This is a genomic window from Pantoea sp. WMus005 (assembly GCF_013415305.1).
GTDB classification, from domain to species: domain Bacteria; phylum Pseudomonadota; class Gammaproteobacteria; order Enterobacterales; family Enterobacteriaceae; genus Pantoea; species Pantoea rara.
Genome location: NZ_JACBXU010000003.1, coordinates 365917 through 388111 on the forward strand (window position 1 = coordinate 365917; position 22195 = coordinate 388111).

The following is a 22195-nucleotide window of genomic DNA, read 5'->3' on the forward strand; positions in this document are numbered from 1 at the left end:
TCAATGTATTGTATTGCAGATGTCTGTTATTAAGGCAGCGTCGATGCAGAACGCTTGAGAGCTTTCCATACTTAAGATGATTTTCTGCATAACTTTGCCAGTTTGCTGGTTTTAATCGCATTTCCTTCAGGTAATAAGCCGTGTTATCCGCGAGAGCTTACTATCAAACCCTGTTTCAGCGCCGTTACCCGCCTTTTTCCTTTCAGCCTTTCCCATTATGACGAATCCAGAAAATCATAAAACAATATGATGTTTTACCAATATTCGACTGCGCAGCACACTGGTCAGCAACCGGAATCAACAAGGACCAGGTGAATGGCATATCGATTAAGTCTGTTAGATAAGGCACCCGTGCTGCAGGGCGAGACGCCCACCGCAGCATTGCAGCGTACCCTGGAGCTGGCCCGGCTGGCAGAAGAGTGGGGATATCATCGTTTCTGGCTGGCGGAACATCACAATACCTCACAGCTTGCCAGTCCTTCACCGGAAGTGTTGATTGCCTGGATCATTGCCCAGACCCGTCATATTCGCGTCGGGTCAGGCGGAGTGATGTTGCAGCATTACAGCCCCTATAAAGTGGCAGAAAACTTTAATCTGCTCGCCTCCCTGGCCCCGGGCCGTATCGATCTCGGCGTAGGGAAGGCACCAGGCGGGTTACCGCTCTCAACCCATGCGCTGCAGCAGGGTGTCGATGCCGCCAGAAAAGGAAGCTTTGCTGAACAGCTTCAGCGGCTGGATAACTGGCTGAAGCCTGCGCAGGCACATCCTGACGACGAGGGTTTAGCCGCGACGCCGCTGCCGTCACGTCCGGCCAATCGTTTTCTGCTGGGTGCCAGTGAAGAGAGCGCCCGGCTGGCCGCCTCTCTGGGCTGGCAGTTTGTCTTTGCAGCCCACCTGAATGGCGATCGTCAGTTGCTGGAGCACGCATTGAGTACCTTCTCCCGTCTGAGTCATGGCCAGCGCGCATTGGTTGCCGTGCAGGTGGTGGTGGCCGATTCACCCGCCGGAGCAGACCTGCTGGTTTCCGGTCTGCGTCATTATCACGTGGCGGTGAAAGATGGCCCGGGCGTTAACGTTGCCAGTCTGGAGCAGGCTGAACGTTATGTACGGCAGGGTGGTTATCAGGATTACACAATAGAGCCACGCACGCCGTCACTGCTGAAAGGCACGGCGGCACAGGTTCATGCCCAGCTGGACGCGCTTCATCATAATTTTGATATCGACGAGTTCATTATCGACACGCCGATTACCGAGCCGGTTGCCCGCCTGAAGTCACTTGAACTGCTGGCCACGCATCATCTGGTCGCAGCCTGAACCTCAGTGGAGAATCATCATGAACCCTACGTCACAACTGATCGAATGGCGACGCGAACTGCACATCTGGCCAGAGCTGTCGGGGCAGGAGTTTGCGACCACCGCGCGACTGCGGGGCTGGTTAGAGGCCGCGGGCATCAGGCTGCTGGATTATCCACTGGAAACGGGCCTGGTGGCGGAGACGGGCAGTGGGGAGACGGTCATTGCGCTGCGCGCCGACATTGATGCACTGCCGATCCATGAAGCGAGCGGGGTACGTTTTCATTCCCGCCATCCTGGCGTGATGCATGCCTGCGGTCACGACCTGCACAGTGCGGTGATGCTGGGCGCGGCGCTGCAGCTCAACGCGCAGGCCGATCAGTTGCCTGGCCGGGTGCGTATCCTGTTTCAACCCGCCGAGGAGATTGCTCGCGGTGCGCGTCAGTTTATTGACGCGGGCGTACTGGATGAGGTGCAGGCCATTTTTGGTATGCATAACGAACCTTCGCTGCCCGTCGGCACCTTCGCTACCCGCAGCGGGGCGTTCTACGCCAATGCGGACAAGTTTATTATTCGCGTTACCGGCAAAGGCGCACATGCTGCGTATCCGGAACAGGGCGTCGATAGCATTGTCACCGCCAGCCAGATCATTCAGGCACTGCAGGGACTCACCAGCCGCAGCTTCAGTGCGCTGGATAGCCTGGTGCTAAGCATTACCCGCATTGACGGCGGCAAAAGCTGGAACGTGTTGCCGGGTGGCGTTGAGTTTGGCGGCACGGCCCGAACCCACGATTTGCAGCTGCGTGCGGAACTCGAACAGCGGGTGCGCACACTGGTTGAACACTTTGCCGCAGCCAATGGCGCGCAGGCGACACTGAGCTGGCATCCCGGCCCGCCGGTGCTGATCAACGACGCGCACTGGGCGAACTTCAGCCGTGAAGTGGCGCAGCAGTCGGGTTATCGGGTGCAGGCCGCCGATTTGCATCTGCTGGGTGAAGATTTTGCCTTCTATCTGCAACAGGTGCCGGGTGCGTTTGTCAGCATCGGCAGCGCCAGTGATTTTGGTCTCCATCACGCCAGTTTTACCCCGGATGAGGCGCTGATTGCCCCCGCCGCCGACTACTTCGCCCGACTGGCCCGCCAGGCGCTGCAACATCTTAATGCGCGATGTCGGGAAGCCATTCTGAACTGACTTCATCTGCAGCCCACTCAATCACGACGGTTCTGATAACCGCCGTCGGGCATCGCTACGACAAAAAAAGAGAGAGCATCATGACTACAAGACAACTTCGGCTGGGCACTATTCTGCATGGCGCATCGGGAAATATGTCCGCCTGGCGTCATCCGGCGGCGCAGGCCGATGCCAGCATCAATCTGGATTATGCAAAAAAAATCGCCCGCAAGGCGGAGCAGGGCAAGCTCGACTTTCTGTTTGTCGCCGACGGATTGTTTATTAATGAAAAGTCGATCCCGCACTTTCTCAATCGCTTTGAGCCGCTGACACTCCTGTCTGCCCTGGCAGGCGTCACGGAACACCTGGGGCTGGTCGGCACAGTCTCCACGTCCTACAGCGAGCCATTCACCGTGGCGCGTCAGTTTGCCAGCCTCGATCACCTCAGCGGCGGTCGCGCGGGCTGGAACGTGGTTACATCACCGCTGGAAGGGTCTGCGAAAAACTTTTCCCGCCAGAAACATCCCGAGCATGCGTTGCGATACCGCATTGCGGATGAGTATCTGCAGGTAGTGAAAGGCTTGTGGGATTCGTGGGAACAGGATGCCTTTGTACGCGACAAAGAGAGTGGGCAGTTCTTCGATCCGGCAAAGTTACATACTCTCGATCATCACGGTGATTTCTTCCAGGTGCAGGGGCCGCTGAACATCGCCCGCACGCCGCAGGGGCGTCCGATTATCTTCCAGGCTGGTGCCTCTGAGGACGGTAAAAAGCTGGCGGCACGCCATGCTGATGCCATCTTTACCCACCAGCCTACCCGGGAAGAGGCGCAGGCGTTTTATCAGGATGTGAAGCAGCAACTGGTGGCGAACGGTCGTCAGCCAGAGGATCTGCACATCTTCCAGGGTGTCAGTGTGATTGTTGGCGATGATGCAGCCGACGTGGAGCGACAGTATCAGACTACGGCGGCGCTGGTATCGATTACCGATGCGCTCAATTACCTTGGGCGTTACTTCGACCATCACGACTTTTCACAATACCCGCTGGATCAGCCATTCCCGGACATTGGCGACATCGGTCAGAACAGCTTCCGCAGCACCACCGACGAGATAAAACGCAAAGCCAGAGAGCACGGTCACACCCTGCGTCAGGCGGCGCTGGAAGCGGCAACGCCGCGCCCGCTGTTTCACGGCACACCGGAACAGGTAGCCGATGGTCTTCAGCAGTGGTTTGAGACCCAGGCCGCTGACGGCTTCATCATCAATGGCGGCACGCCCGATACTTTTGAGCGTTTTGTCGATCGTGTGGTGCCTATTCTGCAGGCTCGCGGCCTGACGCGCCGCGACTATCCGGGCAGCACCCTGCGCGACAGCTTCGCCCTGAAACAACCCGTTAATCAGTTCACCTTAAAACAGGGCACAAGCCATGAATAAAAACTCGCGTCTTCTCGCCCTGCTTGTTCTGGCGGCCAGCAGTCATGCGCTGGCTGAAGAGAGCAGCGTTTCCTATAACGGCCAGCGCGTCAGCCTGGAAGCGAATAAAGCGCCGATTAATACCGTGAAAAATCCGGACGCCATCGCTCAGCTACCTGCCAGTCATCACTTTGTGGTGCCGGGTTCGTTTACCGTGGCGGTCGCGGCACTTAACTCGCCACCGCTGACCGTGTTTTCCGATGACAACAAAACCCTGCTCGGCAGTGAAGTCGATATTGCACGGCTGGTTGCTGACAGTCTGGGACTGAAACTCAACGTCGTGCCTGCGTCGTGGGAAGACTGGCCGCTGGGCGTGACCTCGGGCAAGTATGACGCGGCGATCTCCAACATCACCGTGACCAAAGATCGCAAAGAGAAGTTTGACTTTGCTACCTACCGCAAAGACTCCCTGGGTTTTTATGTCAAAACCACTAGCCCGATAAAGTCACTGACTAAAGCAGAGGATATCGCCGGGCTGCGGATCATTGTGGGGTCCGGTACCAATCAGGAGGCGATCCTCCTGGCGTGGGATAAAGAGAATCAGGCAAAGGGCCTCAAAGCCTTTACGCCTATCTACGCCAAAGATGACGCTGCTCAAACGCTGGCGCTGCAGGCGGGCCGTGCGGATGCCTACTTTGGTCCTAACGTGATTGGCGCCTGGAAAGCGGCACTGACCGGTAAAACCCGCCTGGTGGGCAGCGTCGATGGTGGCTGGCCAAAAGCGGCGCACATCGCCGTTACCGTGAAGAAAGGCAGCGGCCTGGCGGTACCGATCAGCACCGCGCTGAACGGCGTGATCGGCAACGGTGACTATCAGAAGGTGCTGAACCGCTGGGGCGAGGGTGTTGAGAAGATCGACCGTTCAGAAATCAATCCCGCCGGGCTGGGCGACTAAGGAGCTGACTATGTGTGAATCCACTTTTCGCGAAGTTTCACCCGATGCACCAGAGCTCCAGCCCATTCTCAGCGGCCTGTTTGGTGAATATTCCGCGCGCTACGGCGACTACTTTGCCCGGCATAAAGAGCAGGAACTGACCGAATGGTATCTGCCGCCGCAGGGGCTGTTTATTGTGCTGGAACGTGACGACGAAATCATCGCGATGGGCGCTTACAAACCCTATGACTCGCAGACTGCCGAGCTGAAACGCATCTGGACCCGCAGCGATCTGCGCCGTCAGGGGCTGGCGCTGGTGGTGTTGCAGGCGCTGGAGCAGCGTGCGCTGCAGGCGGGTTATCAGCGGCTGTTCCTCACCACCGGCTTCCGCCAGCCGGAGGCGGTGCGGCTCTATACCGGTCACGGCTATCAGCCTCAGTTTGACCTCAGCGGCGATCTGGAGCGCTACGGCCAGCCCCCGCACGACGGGCGACTGCGGTTTATCAAAGTGATCGGCGGCTATAACGTCGCCGAAGCGAGTTAAGGAGTAAAAATGAGCAAACATCAACAGTTACAGGTGGTGCCGGCGCGTTATCCGGCACGCACTGCCGGGGCTATCGTGGCGCTGTTTATTCTGGCGGGCGTGGTGCAGTCGGTCGCCTTTAATCCGCGCTGGGAGTGGAGCGTATTTGCCCGCTGGTTCTTTGATCCGGTGATCCTGCATGGACTGGGCCAGACGCTGCTACTGACCCTGCTGGGTACGGTATTCAGCCTGTTTTTTGGCGGTCTGCTGGCGCTGGCACGGCTCTCCTCGTCGTGGCTGCTGAGCACGCTGGCGTGGGGGTATATCTGGCTGTTCCGTTCACTGCCGCTGATTGTGGTGCTGATTATTCTTTATAACTTCTCCTATCTCTACGACACCCTGTCGCTTGGCATTCCATTTACCAGCCTGTCGTGGGGCGCGTTTCAGACGATTAACGTGCTGGGTCAGTTTCAGGCAGCCGTTATCGGTCTGACGCTGGTGCAGGCGGCTTACAGTGCGGAGATTATTCGCGGCGGAATCCTCGGCGTCGATCACGGTCAGGTAGAAGCCGCCTCCGCGCTGGGTCTCTCCGCCACGCGCCGCACCTTCCGCATCATTCTGCCGCAGGCGTTGCGCGCCATTATTCCCACTGCATTTAACGAGATCATCAGCCTGGCGAAGGGCACATCCGTGGTTTACGTGCTGGCGATGCCGGAGCTGTTTTACACCATCCAGATGATCTACAACCGCAACCAGGAAGTGATCCCGTTGCTGATGGTGGGGGCCGCCTGGTATCTGATCATTACTACCGTCTTGTCCGTGATTCAGTACAACGCTGAACGCTGGATGGCCCGCAGCGTCACGCGTGAACCGCAACTCTCTCGCTGGCGACAGTGGCGCAACCGCGTTACACCCCTTCATCCAACCGAGGAGACCAGCCATGTCCGAAGCCATTGATTACCGCACCTCAAACACGACAGGTGCCATCAGCATTACCGGCGTCAGTAAACGATTTGGTAAACACAACGCGCTGGATGATGTCTCGCTGTCGCTGGAACCCGGATCGGTTACGGTGATCCTCGGACCGTCCGGTTCCGGTAAATCCACGCTGCTGCGCACCATCAATCATCTGGAGCGGGTTGACAAAGGATTCATTCAGATTGATGGCGACTATATTGGCTATCAGCAGCGCGGCAATAAGCTCTATGAGCTGAAAGAGAAAGCGATTCTGCGCCAGCGCATTAACGTCGGCTATGTGTTCCAGAATTTTAATCTGTTCCCGCACCTCAGCGTGCTGGATAACCTGATTGAAGCGCCGATTGCGCATCGGCAGTTAACGAAAACGGAAGCGATACAGCGTGCGGGCGAACTGCTGGATATTGTAGGGCTGCGCCATAAAGCGGATGCCTGGCCGCGTCATCTGTCGGGCGGACAGCAGCAGCGTATCGCTATTGCGCGCGCACTGATGCTTAATCCGCGTGTCATGCTTTTCGATGAGCCGACCTCGGCGCTGGACCCGGAGCTGGTCGGTGAAGTGCTCGACGTGATTAAAAAGCTGGCGCGTTCCGGAACTACGCTGGTGATTGTGACGCATGAGATCGGTTTTGCCCGTGAAGTGGCAGACAATGTGGTCTTTATGGTGGATGGCCGGATTGTAGAGCAGGGCAGCACGTTGCAGGTGCTCAATAATCCGCGTCATGAACGTACCCGCCGTTTCCTGGCGCGCGTGTTATGAGAGCGCTGACGTTAACGGTACTGGCGTTGCTCCCGTCACTGGCTTGTTCGGCGGACGAAAGGCTCAGTGTCCAGCAAAACGAGACGCCGATACATGCCCCGGCCAATCCGCAGGCAATCAGTAAAATTCCGGCTGACTTCCACTTTATTGAACCCGGTACGCTGACGGTGGCGACCTCGGCGACCAACTCACCGCCGCTGTCACTGCTGGCGTCAGACAATGTCACACGGATCGGCAGCGATCCTGATATTGCCAGGCTGCTGGCTGACAGCCTGGGATTAAAGCTGAAACTGGTTCCGGCTTCGTGGGAGGACTGGCCGCTGGGCATCAGCGCCGGACGCTATGATGTCGCGATGTTCAATATTGCCGTTACCGAAGAGCGCAAAAAGAAGTTCGATTTTGCGACCTATCGCGCCGACAATCACGCCTTTGCGGTGAAAAGCGACAGTAAAATCAGCCGTATTAACAGTCCGGCTGATATTGCCGGTAAGCGGATTATCGTCTCGTCGGGCACCAATCAGGAGCGCATATTGCTGAGCTGGGATCAGCAGAACCGGGCCAAAGGTCTGCCTGCGGTAACGCCTGTCTATCTGACTGATGATGCATCCGCAACGTTGACATTGCTGTCGGGGCGGGCCGATGCAATGTTCGGGCCTCACTCCATGGCGGCCTGGAAAGTGGCGTCACGCGGGCAGACAAAGCTGGTTGGCAGTGGGCCGTTTCGCGCCTGGGTTGCCGTGACCACCAAAAAGGGCAATGGTCTGGCCCCCGCGCTGCAGGCTGCACTCGATGACACCATCACGGGCGGGCAGTATCAACAGGTGTTGTCCCGCTGGGGCGAACAGGATGAAGCCATTGCGCACTCCACGATCAATCCACCGGGCATTGTTTACTGAGTCTGCAGAACCGGCTCGCCTGCTGCGGCCGGTTCTCAACCTGATGAGCACAGAATTGAACTACACTCTCCAGCGTTAGTGATTTATCCTGCCCGCCTGTTTCCGTAAAATCCTCACTGTGTGGCGGAGTAATTGACCTGGAAGCCCCATGAAAATCAGATTCCTTTCTGCCAATGAGCCAAAACTGGCTGAGGTGCGCAAAATACTCGAACCCATCGGGGTCGAAGTCCTGCCCATCGCCCGTCGCATCGAAGAAATTCAGACAGAAAATGAGCTCGACCTGGTACGCGATAAACTGACCAAAGCTTTTTCACTGATTGGGCGACCGCTGTTTGTGGAGCATACCGGCCTCTATCTGGATGGCCTCAATGGTCTGCCTGCCGGTCTGACCCGCATCTTCTGGAACCGTCTGGACGCGGAGCGCTTTACCGCGCTGGTGCAGGGGCTGGACAGTCAGGCCGTGACGGCCAAAACGGTGCTGGGCTACTGCGATGGCCGCAAAATGTACCAGTTTTCGGGTGAGCTGCGCGGTACTATCGCCGCGAAACCTGCCGGGACGCGCGGCTTCCAGTGGGACTGCGTGTTTATTCCTGAAGGCTATGAGCAGACCTTTGCCGAAATGGGCGAACTCAAGAATGAGATTTCGATGCGGCGCATCGCGCTGGATCGCTTCGCCACCTTTTTAAAAACCTCGCGGGGAGTGGCATGAAACCTGAACTCAAACGCGCCTATGATTCCGGCAAACTGATTCTGTTTGCCGGTGCCGGTATTTCGCGCAATTTTGGCCTTCCCGAGTGGCATGAACTGATCGCTCATCTGGCTAACGAACTGGGCTATGACCCAAAAATCTTCAATACTTATGGCACGCATCTGTCGCTGGCGGAGTATTACAAACAGAAAAAGGGGTCGCTTGGCCCGCTGCGCAGCTGGATGGATCGTGAGTGGCATCGCCCGGATATCGATGTCCGGTCTTCTGAAATTCATACCATGATTACGCAGGGTAACTTCTCGCGTATCTACACCACCAATTACGATCGCTGGCTGGAAGCGGCGCATGAAGCGCACGGCGTACCCTATTACAAAGTGGCCAACGCTGCCGATCTCGTCTCTTTAACAGAAGATAAGCGTCACATCATCAAACTTCACGGTGACTTCGATGATGACACCTCAATCGTGCTCGATGAGAGCAGTTACTTTGAACGTCTCTATTTTGACTCGCCGCTCGACATCAAACTGACTCACGATGTGATGGGCAATTCCGTGTTGTTTGTCGGCTACAGCATCAGTGATTTCAACATTCGCCTGCTGTTTTACCGCCTGACCAAAATGTGGGGCCGCACCGGGCTGGCGACCGCCAGGCCAAAATCGTATCTGTTCACCAACCGCAATAACCCGGTGGCTAAAGAAGTGCTGGGGCAGTGGGGGATCGAGGTGATCGTTTCCGAAGAGGACGATCCACGCAAGGCGCTGGCGATGTTCCTTGAAGAGTTGCTGGTGTAGTCGGCCTGATTTCCCGCAGAGAAGCGTCAGGAAAAAGAAAAAAACCTGCGCCCGGTTAAGGTTAGCCTGCGCACGACGGATATATCCTATTCTCTGCTGGCAAAGGCTAACTGGCATGATATACTGTATGTATACACAGTACCTGAGGGCGAAAAGATGGCTGTTGAAACAAAATTTGTTGTAGTCAGAAAGGGTGAAGAGAAGATGACGTTTGCCAACAAGAAAGAGGCCGATGCCTACGACAAAATGCTCGATATGGCCGAAGCTTTCACCGACTGGCTGTTACAGCATCAACCTGCACTGGATGAATCTCAGGCGGAAACGCTGGGCCTGCTGATTGCAGAACAGAAAGATGCGGTTCAGCATATTCTGCGTACCAGCAAACTGCCTGAAGCCGCAGCAACGATCACCCAGGCTGAAGCCGTGCCAGACGATGGTACGGATGAGCAGGCAGACGAGCCTGCAGCAAAGAAAGTGCGCGCCGTTAAAGCCGCTTAATCGCCACAACGCCGGAAGCGAACCTTCCGGCGTTGCTGTTTCAGAGGGGATAATTCGTTCCTCCCTGACTATTTATAACTTTTGCTTTTGTCGTTACATTCTCCCTATTCTGTCGCCTGTAATTTCTTATCCCAGCACCTCATTGTTATCCGGAATGTTGATCTGATTCACCCTTATTCTCTGCGCTTGTCTCTGTTGCATTAAGCTGGAGCCAATAATATTGATTTTACACTATGAATTTTAGAATCTCGTTTCCACTGGCTTCGTTCCGCCCTTCGCTAATAATTATCATCAGGTTTCATTACATGCGTTAGTGGGAAGGGTTATCTGACCTGCTGTTATATTTCTCTTGCTCTGACTCCAACAAAAAAACCTGTCATAACCAGGCGGGAATAATAGTGCTGTTAATTTTTAATTAACTCACAGTTTCTCGAAATAGAAATATTCGTTCCTGTTCATTTTCAAAAACCAATGATAAGGTGGCCCTGTTTTCAGCGAAGGGTTGTTACTGGATAACAGGCAAAACCTAAGCGTCCCCTGGTGTTTACCGCTATGGGTCGCTTAGGTTTTTTTTTGCACTTTATTTAATTTTTTTGAAAAGCACTGTTAATCAATAGTTTATTTAATTAAAGCACCTCAAGGTAGTTAAGGTCTGAGCATGATGATAGGAGAGCTGACGCTCTCTTGTGAACCATGACGCCATTAATATTTAATAACAGGTTGCCAAAATGAAATATAAAAGCATGCTGTGCGCATTTTCATTTTTAATTTTCTCGCCCCTATCAGAAGCACAGGAGTGGAACGGGGCTGTGCCAGGATTTGAATCTCCACCTGACCCTCTTTTCGGCGAGATGTTCGGCCTTCGTAAAACGCTTAGTGATAATGGATTTACCTATAACTTTGGCTACCTCAGTCAGTTCGGATGGAATGGCGGTGGCGGTTATAACCATGATTCACATCTCGCCTATATTGATCAGTTCGCACTAACGTTCAATCAGGATCTCGAACACTGGACAGGTATTCCCGATGCGCGTATCGAAGGAAATATCGTTAACCGTAATCACAATGATAACCTCACTACCAAACGGACACAGGATACCCGAGTCAATTTTAATGATTTAACGCAGGAGAGCTGGGGCGGACAATCAATTACCCGACTGGGTTGGCTGACTTTTGCCAGGAGTTTCGATGACAGGCGTCTGACATGGCGTATCGGAATGATGAACAAGGTTCAGACCTTCGATCAGATTATACCCTGTGACTTTCAGATGCTTTCTCAGTGTGGCGGAAAATCCGCAAACTCACTGACCTGGAACAACTGGAATGTTCACACCTGGGGAACCACACTGGAATATAACGTGACGCCTGTCGTCACCCTGAAAGGCGGTGTGATGGAGCAAAACCCTGACGCTTCCAGTCGTCATCACGCCTGGAGTAGTTCCACCAGGGGCAGTAAAGGCGTCTTGCTGCCGGTGGAGATCGAAGCCCGCCCGATATTTAATGGTCTGCCCGGTGCCTACAATCTGGGGGTGGTTTTTACCAATGCCCCACAAACTGATCTCTACCGCGGCCGCTCAGGCGGCGCGGGTGCAGATGATCCCAGCGGTTATGATAAGCACAATCGAACGTGGTTTCTTTACGCCGGGCTTAACCAGCAGTTGACGCGACATCAGGATGATGTGAATCGCGGGTTAAGTACCTCCGTCAGTATGAGCCTGGCCGATCAGCGCACTAACTACATGCATTCGGTTTATGCGGCTTCGCTTCGCTATCGTGGTCTGTTTGACGCCCGTCCGGAGGACTGGATCGGCGTTGGCCTGACCTGGACGGAGATGAGCAATCAATACGCGCGTAATCAGCGCTTCATGAATACAATGGGCGCCTTTTCTGACTATAACGATTCTGCTTATCATCCGGTGCCGGGGCATTCGCTGAATGGGGAATTTTATTACCGGTTTCGTCCCTTCTCATGGCTGGAGCTACAACCTGGTATTCAATACTGGCACCATCCGGCTGGGATTTCCCGCACGCAGGATGCCTGGGTCACTGAACTTAAAACGGTCGTCACTTTTTAAGTTCATCAGCGGATGACGATCGCTGTCACGTTTCTGTTGGTGAGATATTGAGGTCACAACTGGAAATGATACAGTGCCCGAACTGGATTGTTACTGCTTAGGCAGGCAAAACCTGATTTCTGGCCTTTGCCGGAGGTCAGGTTTTTTTGTTTCTGGGGTTCCGATGAAAATCGCCAAAATTCTTAATAATAACGTGGTGATGGCTCAGGATGAACAGGGGCGCGAGCAGGTCGTTATGGGGCGTGGGCTGGCGTTCCAGAAGCGCGTCGGTGACGCTCTCAATAGCGCGCAAATTGAGAAAGTGTTCGCACCGCAAAGTGATCTGCTGGTCCGTCGGCTGGAGGAGCTATTAAATCAGATCCCGCCAGAAGTGATGACCACCTGTGACCGCATAATTGATCTTGCGACACAGCGCCTGGGTAAACTGCAGGAGAGTCTGTATATCACTTTAACCGACCACTGCTTTTTTGCCATTGAAAGGCAGAATAAAGGACTGCCGATTAAAAATGTGTTGCTGTGGGATATCAAACGCCTCTATCCCAAAGAGTTCGAACTGGGGCAGGAGGCCAGGGCAATCATTGCTCGTCGTCTGAACGTTGAACTGCCTGAAGATGAAGCTGGTTTTATCGCGCTACATCTGGTGACGGCACAGCTTCATAACGAAATGCCGGAAGTGATGGATGTCACACGGGTTATGCAGGAGATTCTGCAACTGGTGAAGTATCAATTGCAGCTGGAGTACAACGAATCGTCGCTGAGTTATCAGCGGTTCGTCACCCATCTGAAATTTTTTGCCCAGCGGATGCTGACGCGGACCGTGGTAGAGGATGACGATGTTTCGCTGCATACAGCAGTAAAAGATAACTATCCCAAAGCCTGGGAATGTGCGGTGAAAATCGCGCTGCATTTGCAACAAAGTTATCAGCGTGAGCTGACCGCAGAAGAGATCATGTTTCTCGCCATTCATATCGAACGGGTGAGAAAAGAGGGGCATTAAGTCCCATAAACTGGATTGTTACTGCTTACCGCAGGCAAAACCTGAGCGCGGCCTCTGAAAAGAGGCCGTTCTCGGGTTTTTTTATTTTTGGCTCAGTACCGGATTATCCACTGACATTGGGTGTAAGGAAATAGAGATGGAATATCACACGCTGGCGCAGGATATCCTTAGCCATATTGGTGGCAGGGAGAACATCGTAAGCCTGGTGCATTGTGCCACCCGGCTTCGTTTTAAACTGAAAGATAACGACAAAGCGGATGCTGAAGGACTAAAAAAAAATCCGGGCGTCATTATGGTCGTCGAAAGCGGCGGGCAATTTCAGGTGGTGATCGGCAACCATGTTCATGATGTCTGGCAGGCAGTCCGTGCTGAAGCGGGACTGTCGGATGATAGCCCCGCATCAACAGAGGATGAGAAGTCAGGAAACCTTTTCAGTCGCCTGATCGATATTGTGTCAGGCATTTTTACGCCGTTTATCGGCATTCTTGCCGCTTCCGGTATTCTCAAAGGTCTGCTGGCGCTGGCCGTGGTCTGCGGCTGGCTCTCTGTTGAAGGTGGAACGTATAAAATCTGGTTTGCGGCAAGCGATGCACTGTTTTACTTTTTTCCGCTGATATTGGGCTACACCGCGGGTAAAAAGTTTGGTGGTAATCCCTTTATCACCATGGCCATCGGCGGAGCTCTTACCCATCCGACATTGATTGCCGCCTTTAATGCCAGCCAGCAGTCTGGTGAAATGACCCAGGCGTTTCTCGGCATCCCCGTTATCTGGTTCAACTATAGCGCGTCGGTCATTCCTATTATTCTTGCCGCCTGGGTAAGCTGCTGGATGGAGAAAAAGAGCACCCGACTGCTGCCCGCCTCGATGAAGAACTTTTTTGCGCCATTGATCTGTCTGAGCGTCACTGTGCCGCTGACCTTCCTGTTAATTGGCCCACTGGCGACGTGGCTGAGTCAGCTACTGGCGAACGGCTACCAGTGGATTTATGCGTTTGCACCCTGGCTGGCTGGCGCCGCCATGGGGGCGCTGTGGCAGGTCTGTGTGATTTTTGGTTTGCACTGGGGACTGGTGCCACTGATGATCAACAATCTTGCCGTACTGGGACATGACTCAATGCTGCCTATGCTGTTGCCAGCTGTTATGGGCCAGGTTGGCGCAGCGCTGGGGGTGTTTCTGCGGAGTCGGGATACACGACAGAAGATGCTGGCAGGTTCATCCGTGACAGCAGGGATCTTTGGTATCACTGAACCCGCTGTCTATGGTGTTAACTTGCCGCTGCGCCGTCCCTTTATCTTTGGTTGTGTAGCCGGTGCCATCGGCGGTGCCGTTGTTGGCTTCAGCAGCACCCACGTTTATTCCTTTGGCTTTGCCAACATCTTTACCATCGCTCAGATGATCCCGCCTGGCGGTGTCGATGCCACGTTATGGGGCGGAATTGCTGGCACGCTACTGGCACTGCTCCTGAGCTGTGGTATGACGCTGGTAGCGGGTATGCCCCGTAACAGCACACCAGACACAGCGATCCCGATTCCCCCTGGCGATGATGACATCCTGTCACCGATGACCGGCACGGTGCTGGCGCTTGATCAGGTGCCGGATTCCACCTTCGCCAGTGGCCTGCTGGGACAGGGCGTGGCCATCATTCCTTCCGACAATAAAGTCATTGCGCCCTTCGCGGGTGAAGTTGCCTCGCTGTTTCAGACCCGACACGCTATCGGACTGTTGAGTGACAGCGGGATTGAGCTGCTGATCCATGTGGGTATCGATACCGTCCGGCTCGACGGCAAACCTTTCACGTCACATGTCCAGGCAGGCGATAAGTTTAAGTCCGGCGATCTGCTGCTGGAGTTTAATCGTCAGGCCATTCTTGATGCCGGATATGACCTGACAACACCGATCATTATTACTAACAGCGATGAGTATCGTGAGGTAATGAAAGTAGCAGGGAGCGCTGTTACTGCCGGAACACCTTTACTCAGCATCATTCATCAATAAAAGGAGAACAGGATGAAAACTTTTCCGGATTCATTTTTATGGGGCGGTGCGATTGCCGCTAATCAGGTTGAAGGTGCATGGCGCGAAGAGGGCAAAGGCCTCTCAACCTCTGACATGCAGCCACAGGGGATTTTTGGCCCCGTAGTGGAGCGCGTTGCGGGAAGCCAGAGTCTTAAAGATGTGGCGATCGATTTTTACCACCGCTACCCGGACGATATCAGGTTATTTGCAGAGATGGGATTTAGCTGTCTGAGGGTTTCAATCGCCTGGACGCGTATTTTCCCGAACGGTGACGAGCAACAACCCAACGAGGCGGGACTGGCTTTTTACGACCGATTATTCGACGAACTGGCCGCACATAACATTACTCCTCTAGTGACACTGTCACATTACGAAATGCCCTGGCACCTGGTTATGCAGTATGGTGGCTGGGGGAATCGTGAGGTGATTGGCTTCTTTGAGCATTATGCCCGTACGGTGTTTGCCCGCTACAGGAAAAAAGTCAGGCTCTGGCTGACCTTTAACGAAATCAATATGTCTCTGCATGCGCCACTCACCGGCGTGGGTCTGCCGGAAACCAGCAGCAAAAGTGAGGTTTATCAGGCTATTCATCACCAGTTGGTCGCCAGTGCGTGGGCGGTGAAAGCCTGTCGCGAGATCAACCCTGATGCCAGCATCGGTAATATGTTGCTGGGTGGTCTGGTCTATCCGCTAAGCTGTAAGCCTGATGATGTGCTGGAAGCACTGCAGGAAAACCGGAAATGGCAATTTTTTGGCGACGTTCAGTGCCGTGGCGCTTATCCGGGCTACATGTTGCGGTTCTTTCGCGAAAACGACATTCACCTCGATATCACGGATGCCGATCGCCAGATACTCCAGTCGACCGTCGATTTTATCTCGTTCAGCTACTACATGTCCGGCTGTGTCACCGCCGATCAGGCGCTGAATGAGAAGATGCGCGGTAACATTCTGAGTATGGTGCCCAATCCCCATCTGCAGAGTTCTGAATGGGGCTGGCAAATTGACCCGGTTGGCTTGCGTACCTTGTTGAATTTACTGTGGGATCGTTATCAAAAGCCGCTGTTTATCGTTGAAAATGGCCTGGGGGCCAAAGACGTTTCGGATGCTACGGGCGTCGTGCAGGATGACTACCGCATCAGCTACCTCAATGATCATCTGGTTCAGGTGCGCGAGGCCATTGAAGATGGCGTTGACGTCATGGGATATACCAGCTGGGGGCCGATCGATCTGGTCAGCGCATCAAAAGCCGAATTGTCTAAACGTTACGGTTTTATTTATGTTCGCCGCGATGATAACGGGGAAGGTTCGCTGGCCCGCAGCCGTAAGAAAAGCTTTTACTGGTATAAAGAGGTTATTGCGACAAACGGGGCCTCACTGAAAGCCTGATTCCCGTGCTCAGTGGTACAGCGCGGTTGCCGCGCTGTACCACTTATTTTATTCCCACTCAGTCCGTTTCGCGGGATTTAACCTGATAGCGGGTGCTCCTGCCACCTCCCTCAAGCCGGTAAAGACAGCCTTTTTCAACCAGATAGGCCAGATGACGGGTCGCGGTGGCTTTACTCACTTTCGCCACCTTCTGATACTGGCCGGCACTGATTCCCAGTTCAAAACCCTGCTCGCCGCCATCTAACAGTCGGTTCAGTACTTTTACCTGCTCCGGACTCAATCCTATCCCCTGATGCCGGAGCCAGAAACGCGCTTTGATCTGGATACGATCAATAACGCTCATCGCCTGTTTCAGGCTCTCATCCAGAATATCCAGAAACCACACCAGCCAGCTGGTGATGTCCAGACCGCCTTTCTGAGTCTGCTCCAGGATGCGGTAATAACCGGCACGCTGCGCCAGAATGGCCGGTGACATGGCATAGAGGCGAATACTCTGGCTGTCGGCCTGCGCCAATGCCAGGTCGGTTAACGCGCGCGTGATACGACCGTTACCGTCATCAAAAGGATGCAATGTGACAAACCACAGATGGCAGATGGCGGCACGCAGCAGCGGGTCCAGCATCACATCATTCTGACTGCTATTGAACCACTCAATAAATTGCGTCAGCTGGGATTCCAGACCCTGTCGCGGTGGAGCCTCAAAATGAACCCTGGGCCGATCGATTCGTCCCGAGATGACCTGCATCGGTTCACTGCCACGCAGCGTGCCAACGCTCAGGCGCTGCACTGTCCATTCATCGGCCGGGAAGAGCCAGTGATGCCACTGACATAATCGTTCCAGCGTCAGCGGCTGGCTGCGATTGTTTATCGCATCCAGCATCATCGCGGCCAGGCCTTCTGATCGATCAGAAACCGGATAGGGTTGTTCTTCCGTCACGCCTAACCGGCGCGCCAGCGAGGAGCGCACTGACTGCACGTTGACCCGCTCCTCTTCAATCGCAGAAGAGGAGAGGATATTGCTCAGCAGGGTATCAAGTGTCTGGGACTCGCTGTCTGACTGAAGGCTGGCACGGCCCAGCAGCAAACCGCGCTGCTGTTGCAGGTGGCGCAGACGAGGTAACAGCACAGCATCCTGCCACTGAAAATGGGGCCAGTCCGGCTGTTGCCAGATCCAGTTCACGCTCATAGTCGGCTCACAATCAGAAAGAATGAGCCGAATAGATGATTCTATTCGGCTCACATAATGAGTCGATAATAACGCATATTTGGCTCACAGGCCAGTCGGGCGGAATTGAGTGCAAAAAAAAGGACCCGAAGGTCCTGTTTGCTTAGCGGGAGAACTGCATAAAGGTGTCTGAATAGTAGTGAACGATCCAGGCGACATACGCTAACCAGACAACCATCCCAACAGCCAGTCCTGATTTACCGATCATTGTTTTTTCTCCACTGCGATAAGGGGGCTACAACAACTGTTGACATAAACTGACAGTAATAGCGGGCAGCAGTATTGTTGCAGATCAAAAAAAGCCCCGGTGATGAGCAAAGGCATAACCCCTTTGCGATCAACTTCCCTGCATCACGCCCAGTGAGACGCCTGTCACGTCGGGATGACCCCCATTAAAGTTCAAAAAAACGCCGCCGATAGATGATCTCAGGAGCACCACTAACAAAAGGAGTTATAGAAACGGGTAAATTCCAGGGGAATCACTATGGCCAGTCAGGTAACACATAAGAAAAAAATGAGCACCCGTGCGCAGATGTTAATCATGGGTGGTTTAACGATAGTGCTGGGATTTACCGTGACTATCGGGGTCCTCAGCTGGCAGTCAGGTAAAGAACAGAAAGAACTGGCAGAAAAGTATCTGCATCAGATTGCCCAGAGCCGCGCCTTACAGGTACAGCAGGAGCTGGGTCATGCACGCGATGTCGCCAGTCTTCTCGGCCAAAGTCTGATCGCGTTACCTCAGGCTGGCATTACCGATCGTAAAGCCGCCGATAAGGTGATGGAGTATGCGCTGCGCGCGAATCCTGACTATCTGTCGATGTCAGTCATATTCGAACAGAATGCCTTTGATGGCCGTGATGCCTCGTTCGCCTCACAGCCGGGTCAGGCCCCCCAGGGCCGCTATGCCTTTTTTGTGGATCGTGACGCATCAGGGAAATACGCGATGCATCCGCTGCTCTCCTATCTGACGCCGGGTCAGGGCGACTACTATCTGGTCCCGCAAAAATCACAAAAAGATACGCTCACCGAACCTTACAGTTATGCCTATAACGGCGTGCCGACTCTGCTCACCTCCGTCGCTGCCGTGATTGTGGATCAGGGCAACTTAAAGGCGGTTGTCACCTCTGACATTTCACTGGCATCACTGCAACAGAAAGTGAATCAGATTAAACCCTGGCAGGGCAGCGGCTATGCGCTGTTGCTCTCCAGTAACGGGAATGTCGTCTCCTCGCCGGTGAAAGATGAAGCCGGGAAACCCTGGAAAGGCGAGAAAGATGGTTTTACGTCCAACGTCGTACAGCATTTTGATGCCGTACTGGGTGAAGACGCACTGGTCACCTGGCAGCCGGTAGTGATTGGAAACAGTGACAAGCCCTGGTATCTTGGCGTCGTTGCACCAGTCAGTCAGGTAATGGCGGCGACTAACCGTCAACTGACCTGGGCCGTAGGTTTAATGGTACTCAGTGTGCTACTGGTTGGCGCCGTACTCGGCATGCTGTTCAGCCGTAAAGTGCTGCGCCCAATTGGTGGCGAGCCAATTGAAGCAGCCCATATTGCGCTGGCCGTGGCCGATGGCAAGCTGGATAACAGGATTGCGGTGAAAAGCGGCGACAGTAGCAGCCTGTTCTTCGCGCTTCACACTATGCAAAGCCAGCTCCGGCAGATTGTTGGGCAGATTAAAGACTCCAGTGAATCGGTGCGTCAGGGCGCGGGCGAAATTGCCAGCGGTAACCTGAACCTGGCATCACGCACTGAAGAACAGGCTGCCGCGCTGGAGCAGACTGCAGCCAGCATGGAGCAGATCAGTGCCACGATTCGCCTGAATGCCGACAACGCGCAGCAGGCAACCAGCCTGACTGAAAATGCCACGCATATTGCCAGTCGCGGTGCGTCGCTGGTGGGTGAGGTGGTGCAGACTATGGCGCAGATCGACGATAGTTCGAAAAAGATCGGCGACATTACTACGATGATCAACAGCATCGCCTTCCAGACCAATATTCTGGCACTGAACGCGGCGGTAGAAGCGGCACGTGCTGGTGAACAGGGCCGGGGTTTTGCGGTGGTCGCCTCCGAAGTGCGTAATCTGGCCCAGCGCAGTGCGAATGCGGTAAAAGAGATCGGCGCACTGATTGAAGAGTCGAGTGTACGGGTTGAGAGCGGTGTCCGGCTGGTAAACGATGCCGGTAAAACCATGCAGGAGATGATGCACGCGGTGAATTCGGTGCAGGGCATAATCGGTGAGATTGTCACAGCGTCAAGCGAACAGGCGCGTGGTATCAGCCAGGTAACGATTGCCGTCAATGAAATGGATGGTGTCACTCAACAGAACGCCGCGCTGGTGCAGCAGATGTCGGCAGCCGCCAGTTCGCTGGAAGATCAGGCGCAGCAGCTGTCACAGACGGTGGAACAGTTCCACCTGGCATAAGGCGAGCGCAGGGTTCCTGAGCCAGCCTCCGCTTTGCAAAAAAACAGACCCGCCATCGGCGGGTTTGTTTTTATCCCTGTTCCATCAGCCGCACGCCGCTGCTGGCATCAAACAGATGCATTTTATCTGGATTTACAGTCACCGAAAGCGTGCCGCCCGGCACGGCGTCACTGCGGCCACTCAGCTGCATATGCAGCGGAAAACCCTGCCAGTTCAGATGCAACAGCGTCGATTCGCCGGTAATTTCTACAATATTCACCGCCGCCGGTTGCCCGCTGACATCACTGATCAGATCGTGAGGGCGTACGCCCAGCGTAACAGGCTGATCAGCCTGCTGCTGCGCGGCACTGTGCCAGCGAGTCGGCAGTGGCAGCCACTGCTCACCACAGAGAACGCCAGGCACGCGGTCTCGTATCTGAAAACGGGCATCCAGCAGATTCATCGGCGGTGAACCGATAAACCGCGCCACAAAGGTGTTAACCGGACGATCGTAAATCGCCAGCGGCGCACCCTGTTGCACTATCACCCCTTCTTTCATCACCACAATCTGATCCGCCAGCGTCATCGCCTCGACCTGATCGTGAGTGACATAGACCATCGTGGTTTTGAAACGCTGATGCAAAGACTTAATCTCGGCGCGCAGCTCCATGCGCAACTGCGCATCAAGGTTAGAAAGCGGCTCATCGAACAGAAAAACCTGCGGGTTGCGCACCATCGCCCGTCCCATCGCCACGCGCTGCCGCTGTCCACCCGACAAGGCGCGTGGATAACGCTGCAGCAACTGATCAATACCGAGAATACCGGCGATTCGGGCAATTTTGCTTTTCTGCTCGTCGCGCTTCACCTTTTTTACCTGCATATGAAACGCCAGATTCTCGGCGACGGTGAGGTGCGGATAGAGTGCATAGCTCTGAAACACCATGGCGATATCCCTGTCGGCAGGATCGAGATCGTTAATCTGCTTTTTATCCAGCATGATCGCGCCGTCAGAGACCGTATCCAGACCCGCAAGCAGTCGCAGCAGGGTGGATTTACCGCAGCCGGAGGGGCCGACCAGCACGGTAAAACTGCCGTCAGGGATGGTTAAATCCAGCGGGTGCAGCACGCTCTGTTTACCGAAGCGCTTTGCCACCTGTACAAGTTCAACACTGGCCATGTTCAGCGCACCTCATGTGATAGTTGGAGTTGTTGCCAGCTGGGGTAGCGGCGCGGAGAGCTGCTTATCGCCTGTGAGGCCACGTCAATGCCCCAGCGCAGCGCGGTGAGCGATGACTGGCGGTAGAGCAGTGCAGTGAGAAAACCGGCATTAAAACTGTCACCGGCACCAATGGTATCGACCACCGTCACCGGCTGGCCGGCGGCAAATTGCACAGAGGCGGCAGACCAGAGACGCGCGCCCTCTGCGCCACACTTAATCACGCAGCCGCCGCGGCCACTGAGCTGAGAGGACAGCCATTTACCGCTTTGTTCCAGCAGGTCTGCACCTGCTAAACCCAGCGCTTCTACCTCATTCAGCAGCAGCCAGTCACAATCCGCTAACCAGGCCCCCATCTCCAGACGAAGCCCATCGCTCCAGCCCGCGGGCGGCCAGCCGGTGTCCACGGCCACACAAAAGCCACGCTGCTGCAGCTCGGCCAGTAGCGCCGGATAGTGATCATAAAGTTCAAGACAAAGAAAGGTGCCGCATAGCAGCACGATGTCGCCGGGTGTCGCCTGCAACGGCAGCTGGGCCAGCACATCGTCTGCGGACAGTACGGTAATATGGCCGTGATTGCTGAGAAACGATCGTTCGTTATCGGGATGGGTCACGCCCACCGTCAGTGAGGTTTCACAGGCATAACGCGGCCAGTGTGCGGCGCTGTGGGGAAAGTGACTGGCGAGCCAGTGGCTGAATCCATCGTCACCCTGATTGGCGATGGCCCGATGCGGCACCTGCATTGCCTCCAGCGCCAGCGCGCAGTTACCGGCCGATCCACCAGGACGTAACTCGCTGTGCTGCAGCATGACTTCTGTGCCGCGCTTCGGCCAGTCGCTGAGCGTACTCATGATTAAATCGACATTAATATTGCCCACCACATAAAGCGTGGACGCGTGGGTAGTATCCATAT

The 22195-nt window shown here is 54.7% G+C and carries 19 protein-coding genes; 16 read left to right on the top strand and 3 right to left on the bottom strand.

Going from position 1 to position 22195, the window contains the following annotated elements:
- Nucleotides 1-315 precede the first annotated feature (315 nt).
- From HZZ01_RS14490 to HZZ01_RS14560, 15 genes are all read left to right on the top strand, one after another.
- On the top strand, nt 316-1314 hold the full coding sequence (locus HZZ01_RS14490; protein ID WP_179898298.1) for an MsnO8 family LLM class oxidoreductase: 999 nt from the start codon (nt 316-318) through the stop codon (nt 1312-1314).
- Between the two features lie 19 nt (nt 1315-1333).
- Nucleotides 1334-2485: an amidohydrolase gene (locus HZZ01_RS14495; RefSeq protein ID WP_179898299.1), complete on the top strand. Its 1152-nt coding sequence runs from the start codon at nt 1334-1336 to the stop codon at nt 2483-2485.
- Nucleotides 2486-2565: 80 nt separating this feature from the next.
- On the top strand, nt 2566-3897 hold the full coding sequence (locus HZZ01_RS14500; RefSeq protein WP_179898300.1) for an LLM class flavin-dependent oxidoreductase: 1332 nt from the start codon (nt 2566-2568) through the stop codon (nt 3895-3897).
- Entirely contained in the window at nt 3890-4831 is a 942-nt protein-coding gene (locus HZZ01_RS14505) for an ABC transporter substrate-binding protein (RefSeq protein ID WP_179898301.1), read from the top strand. Before HZZ01_RS14500 ends, HZZ01_RS14505 begins: the two co-directional genes overlap by 8 nt.
- Before the next feature lie 10 nt (nt 4832-4841).
- Nucleotides 4842-5354 carry a GNAT family N-acetyltransferase gene (locus HZZ01_RS14510; RefSeq protein WP_179898302.1) on the top strand — a complete coding sequence of 171 codons (513 nt, stop codon included), beginning with the start codon at nt 4842-4844 and terminating at the stop codon, nt 5352-5354.
- 9 nt (nt 5355-5363) lie between these two features.
- A complete protein-coding gene (locus HZZ01_RS14515) occupies nt 5364-6290 on the top strand; it encodes an amino acid ABC transporter permease (RefSeq protein ID WP_179898303.1) in 927 nt (308 codons plus the stop codon).
- Nucleotides 6274-7068: an amino acid ABC transporter ATP-binding protein gene (locus tag HZZ01_RS14520; RefSeq protein ID WP_179898304.1), complete on the top strand. Its 795-nt coding sequence runs from the start codon at nt 6274-6276 to the stop codon at nt 7066-7068. Before HZZ01_RS14515 ends, HZZ01_RS14520 begins: the two co-directional genes overlap by 17 nt.
- Nucleotides 7065-7964 carry an ABC transporter substrate-binding protein gene (locus tag HZZ01_RS14525; protein WP_179898305.1) on the top strand — a complete coding sequence of 300 codons (900 nt, stop codon included), beginning with the start codon at nt 7065-7067 and terminating at the stop codon, nt 7962-7964. The genes HZZ01_RS14520 and HZZ01_RS14525 overlap by 4 nt, the downstream gene beginning before the upstream one ends.
- A 148-nt stretch (nt 7965-8112) precedes the next feature.
- The gene (locus HZZ01_RS14530; RefSeq protein WP_090965337.1) at nt 8113-8673 is read left to right on the top strand and encodes a non-canonical purine NTP pyrophosphatase; all 561 of its coding nucleotides are present in this window, start codon (nt 8113-8115) and stop codon (nt 8671-8673) included.
- Nucleotides 8670-9464, top strand: a complete 795-nt coding sequence (locus HZZ01_RS14535; RefSeq protein WP_010247078.1) for an SIR2 family protein — start codon at nt 8670-8672, stop codon at nt 9462-9464. Before HZZ01_RS14530 ends, HZZ01_RS14535 begins: the two co-directional genes overlap by 4 nt.
- 156 nt (nt 9465-9620) lie before the next feature.
- Nucleotides 9621-9962 (top strand): YebG family protein, encoded by a 342-nt coding sequence (locus HZZ01_RS14540; RefSeq protein ID WP_179898306.1) that lies wholly within the window; start codon nt 9621-9623, stop codon nt 9960-9962.
- Nucleotides 9963-10705: 743 nt separating this feature from the next.
- A complete protein-coding gene (locus HZZ01_RS14545) occupies nt 10706-12037 on the top strand; it encodes a carbohydrate porin (protein WP_255434258.1) in 1332 nt (443 codons plus the stop codon).
- A gap of 163 nt (nt 12038-12200) precedes the next feature.
- Entirely contained in the window at nt 12201-13034 is an 834-nt protein-coding gene (gene licT, locus HZZ01_RS14550; RefSeq protein WP_179898308.1) for a BglG family transcription antiterminator LicT, read from the top strand.
- 136 nt (nt 13035-13170) lie between these two features.
- Nucleotides 13171-15030, top strand: coding sequence for a PTS beta-glucoside transporter subunit IIABC (gene bglF / locus HZZ01_RS14555; protein ID WP_179898309.1), 1860 nt, complete (start codon nt 13171-13173; stop codon nt 15028-15030).
- A 12-nt stretch (nt 15031-15042) separates the two neighbouring features.
- Entirely contained in the window at nt 15043-16437 is a 1395-nt protein-coding gene (locus HZZ01_RS14560; protein ID WP_179898310.1) for a glycoside hydrolase family 1 protein, read from the top strand.
- A 58-nt stretch (nt 16438-16495) separates the two neighbouring features.
- Here HZZ01_RS14560 and HZZ01_RS14565 read toward each other — a convergent pair whose 3' ends face one another.
- On the bottom strand, nt 16496-17623 hold the full coding sequence (locus HZZ01_RS14565) for a Fic family protein (protein WP_179898311.1): 1128 nt from the start codon (nt 17621-17623) through the stop codon (nt 16496-16498).
- A 523-nt stretch (nt 17624-18146) separates the two neighbouring features.
- Between HZZ01_RS14565 and HZZ01_RS14570 the strand changes: the two genes are divergently transcribed.
- Entirely contained in the window at nt 18147-20087 is a 1941-nt protein-coding gene (locus HZZ01_RS14570; protein ID WP_179898312.1) for a methyl-accepting chemotaxis protein, read from the top strand.
- A 70-nt stretch (nt 20088-20157) separates the two neighbouring features.
- Here the strand turns inward: HZZ01_RS14570 and HZZ01_RS14575 are convergent, their stop codons facing one another.
- Both HZZ01_RS14575 and HZZ01_RS14580 read right to left on the bottom strand, forming a co-directional pair.
- Nucleotides 20158-21243 carry an ABC transporter ATP-binding protein gene (locus tag HZZ01_RS14575; protein WP_179898313.1) on the bottom strand — a complete coding sequence of 362 codons (1086 nt, stop codon included), beginning with the start codon at nt 21241-21243 and terminating at the stop codon, nt 20158-20160.
- A 2-nt stretch (nt 21244-21245) separates the two neighbouring features.
- Nucleotides 21246-22193 carry a carbohydrate kinase family protein gene (locus tag HZZ01_RS14580; protein ID WP_179898314.1) on the bottom strand — a complete coding sequence of 316 codons (948 nt, stop codon included), beginning with the start codon at nt 22191-22193 and terminating at the stop codon, nt 21246-21248.
- Between the last annotated feature and the right edge of the window lie 2 nt (nt 22194-22195).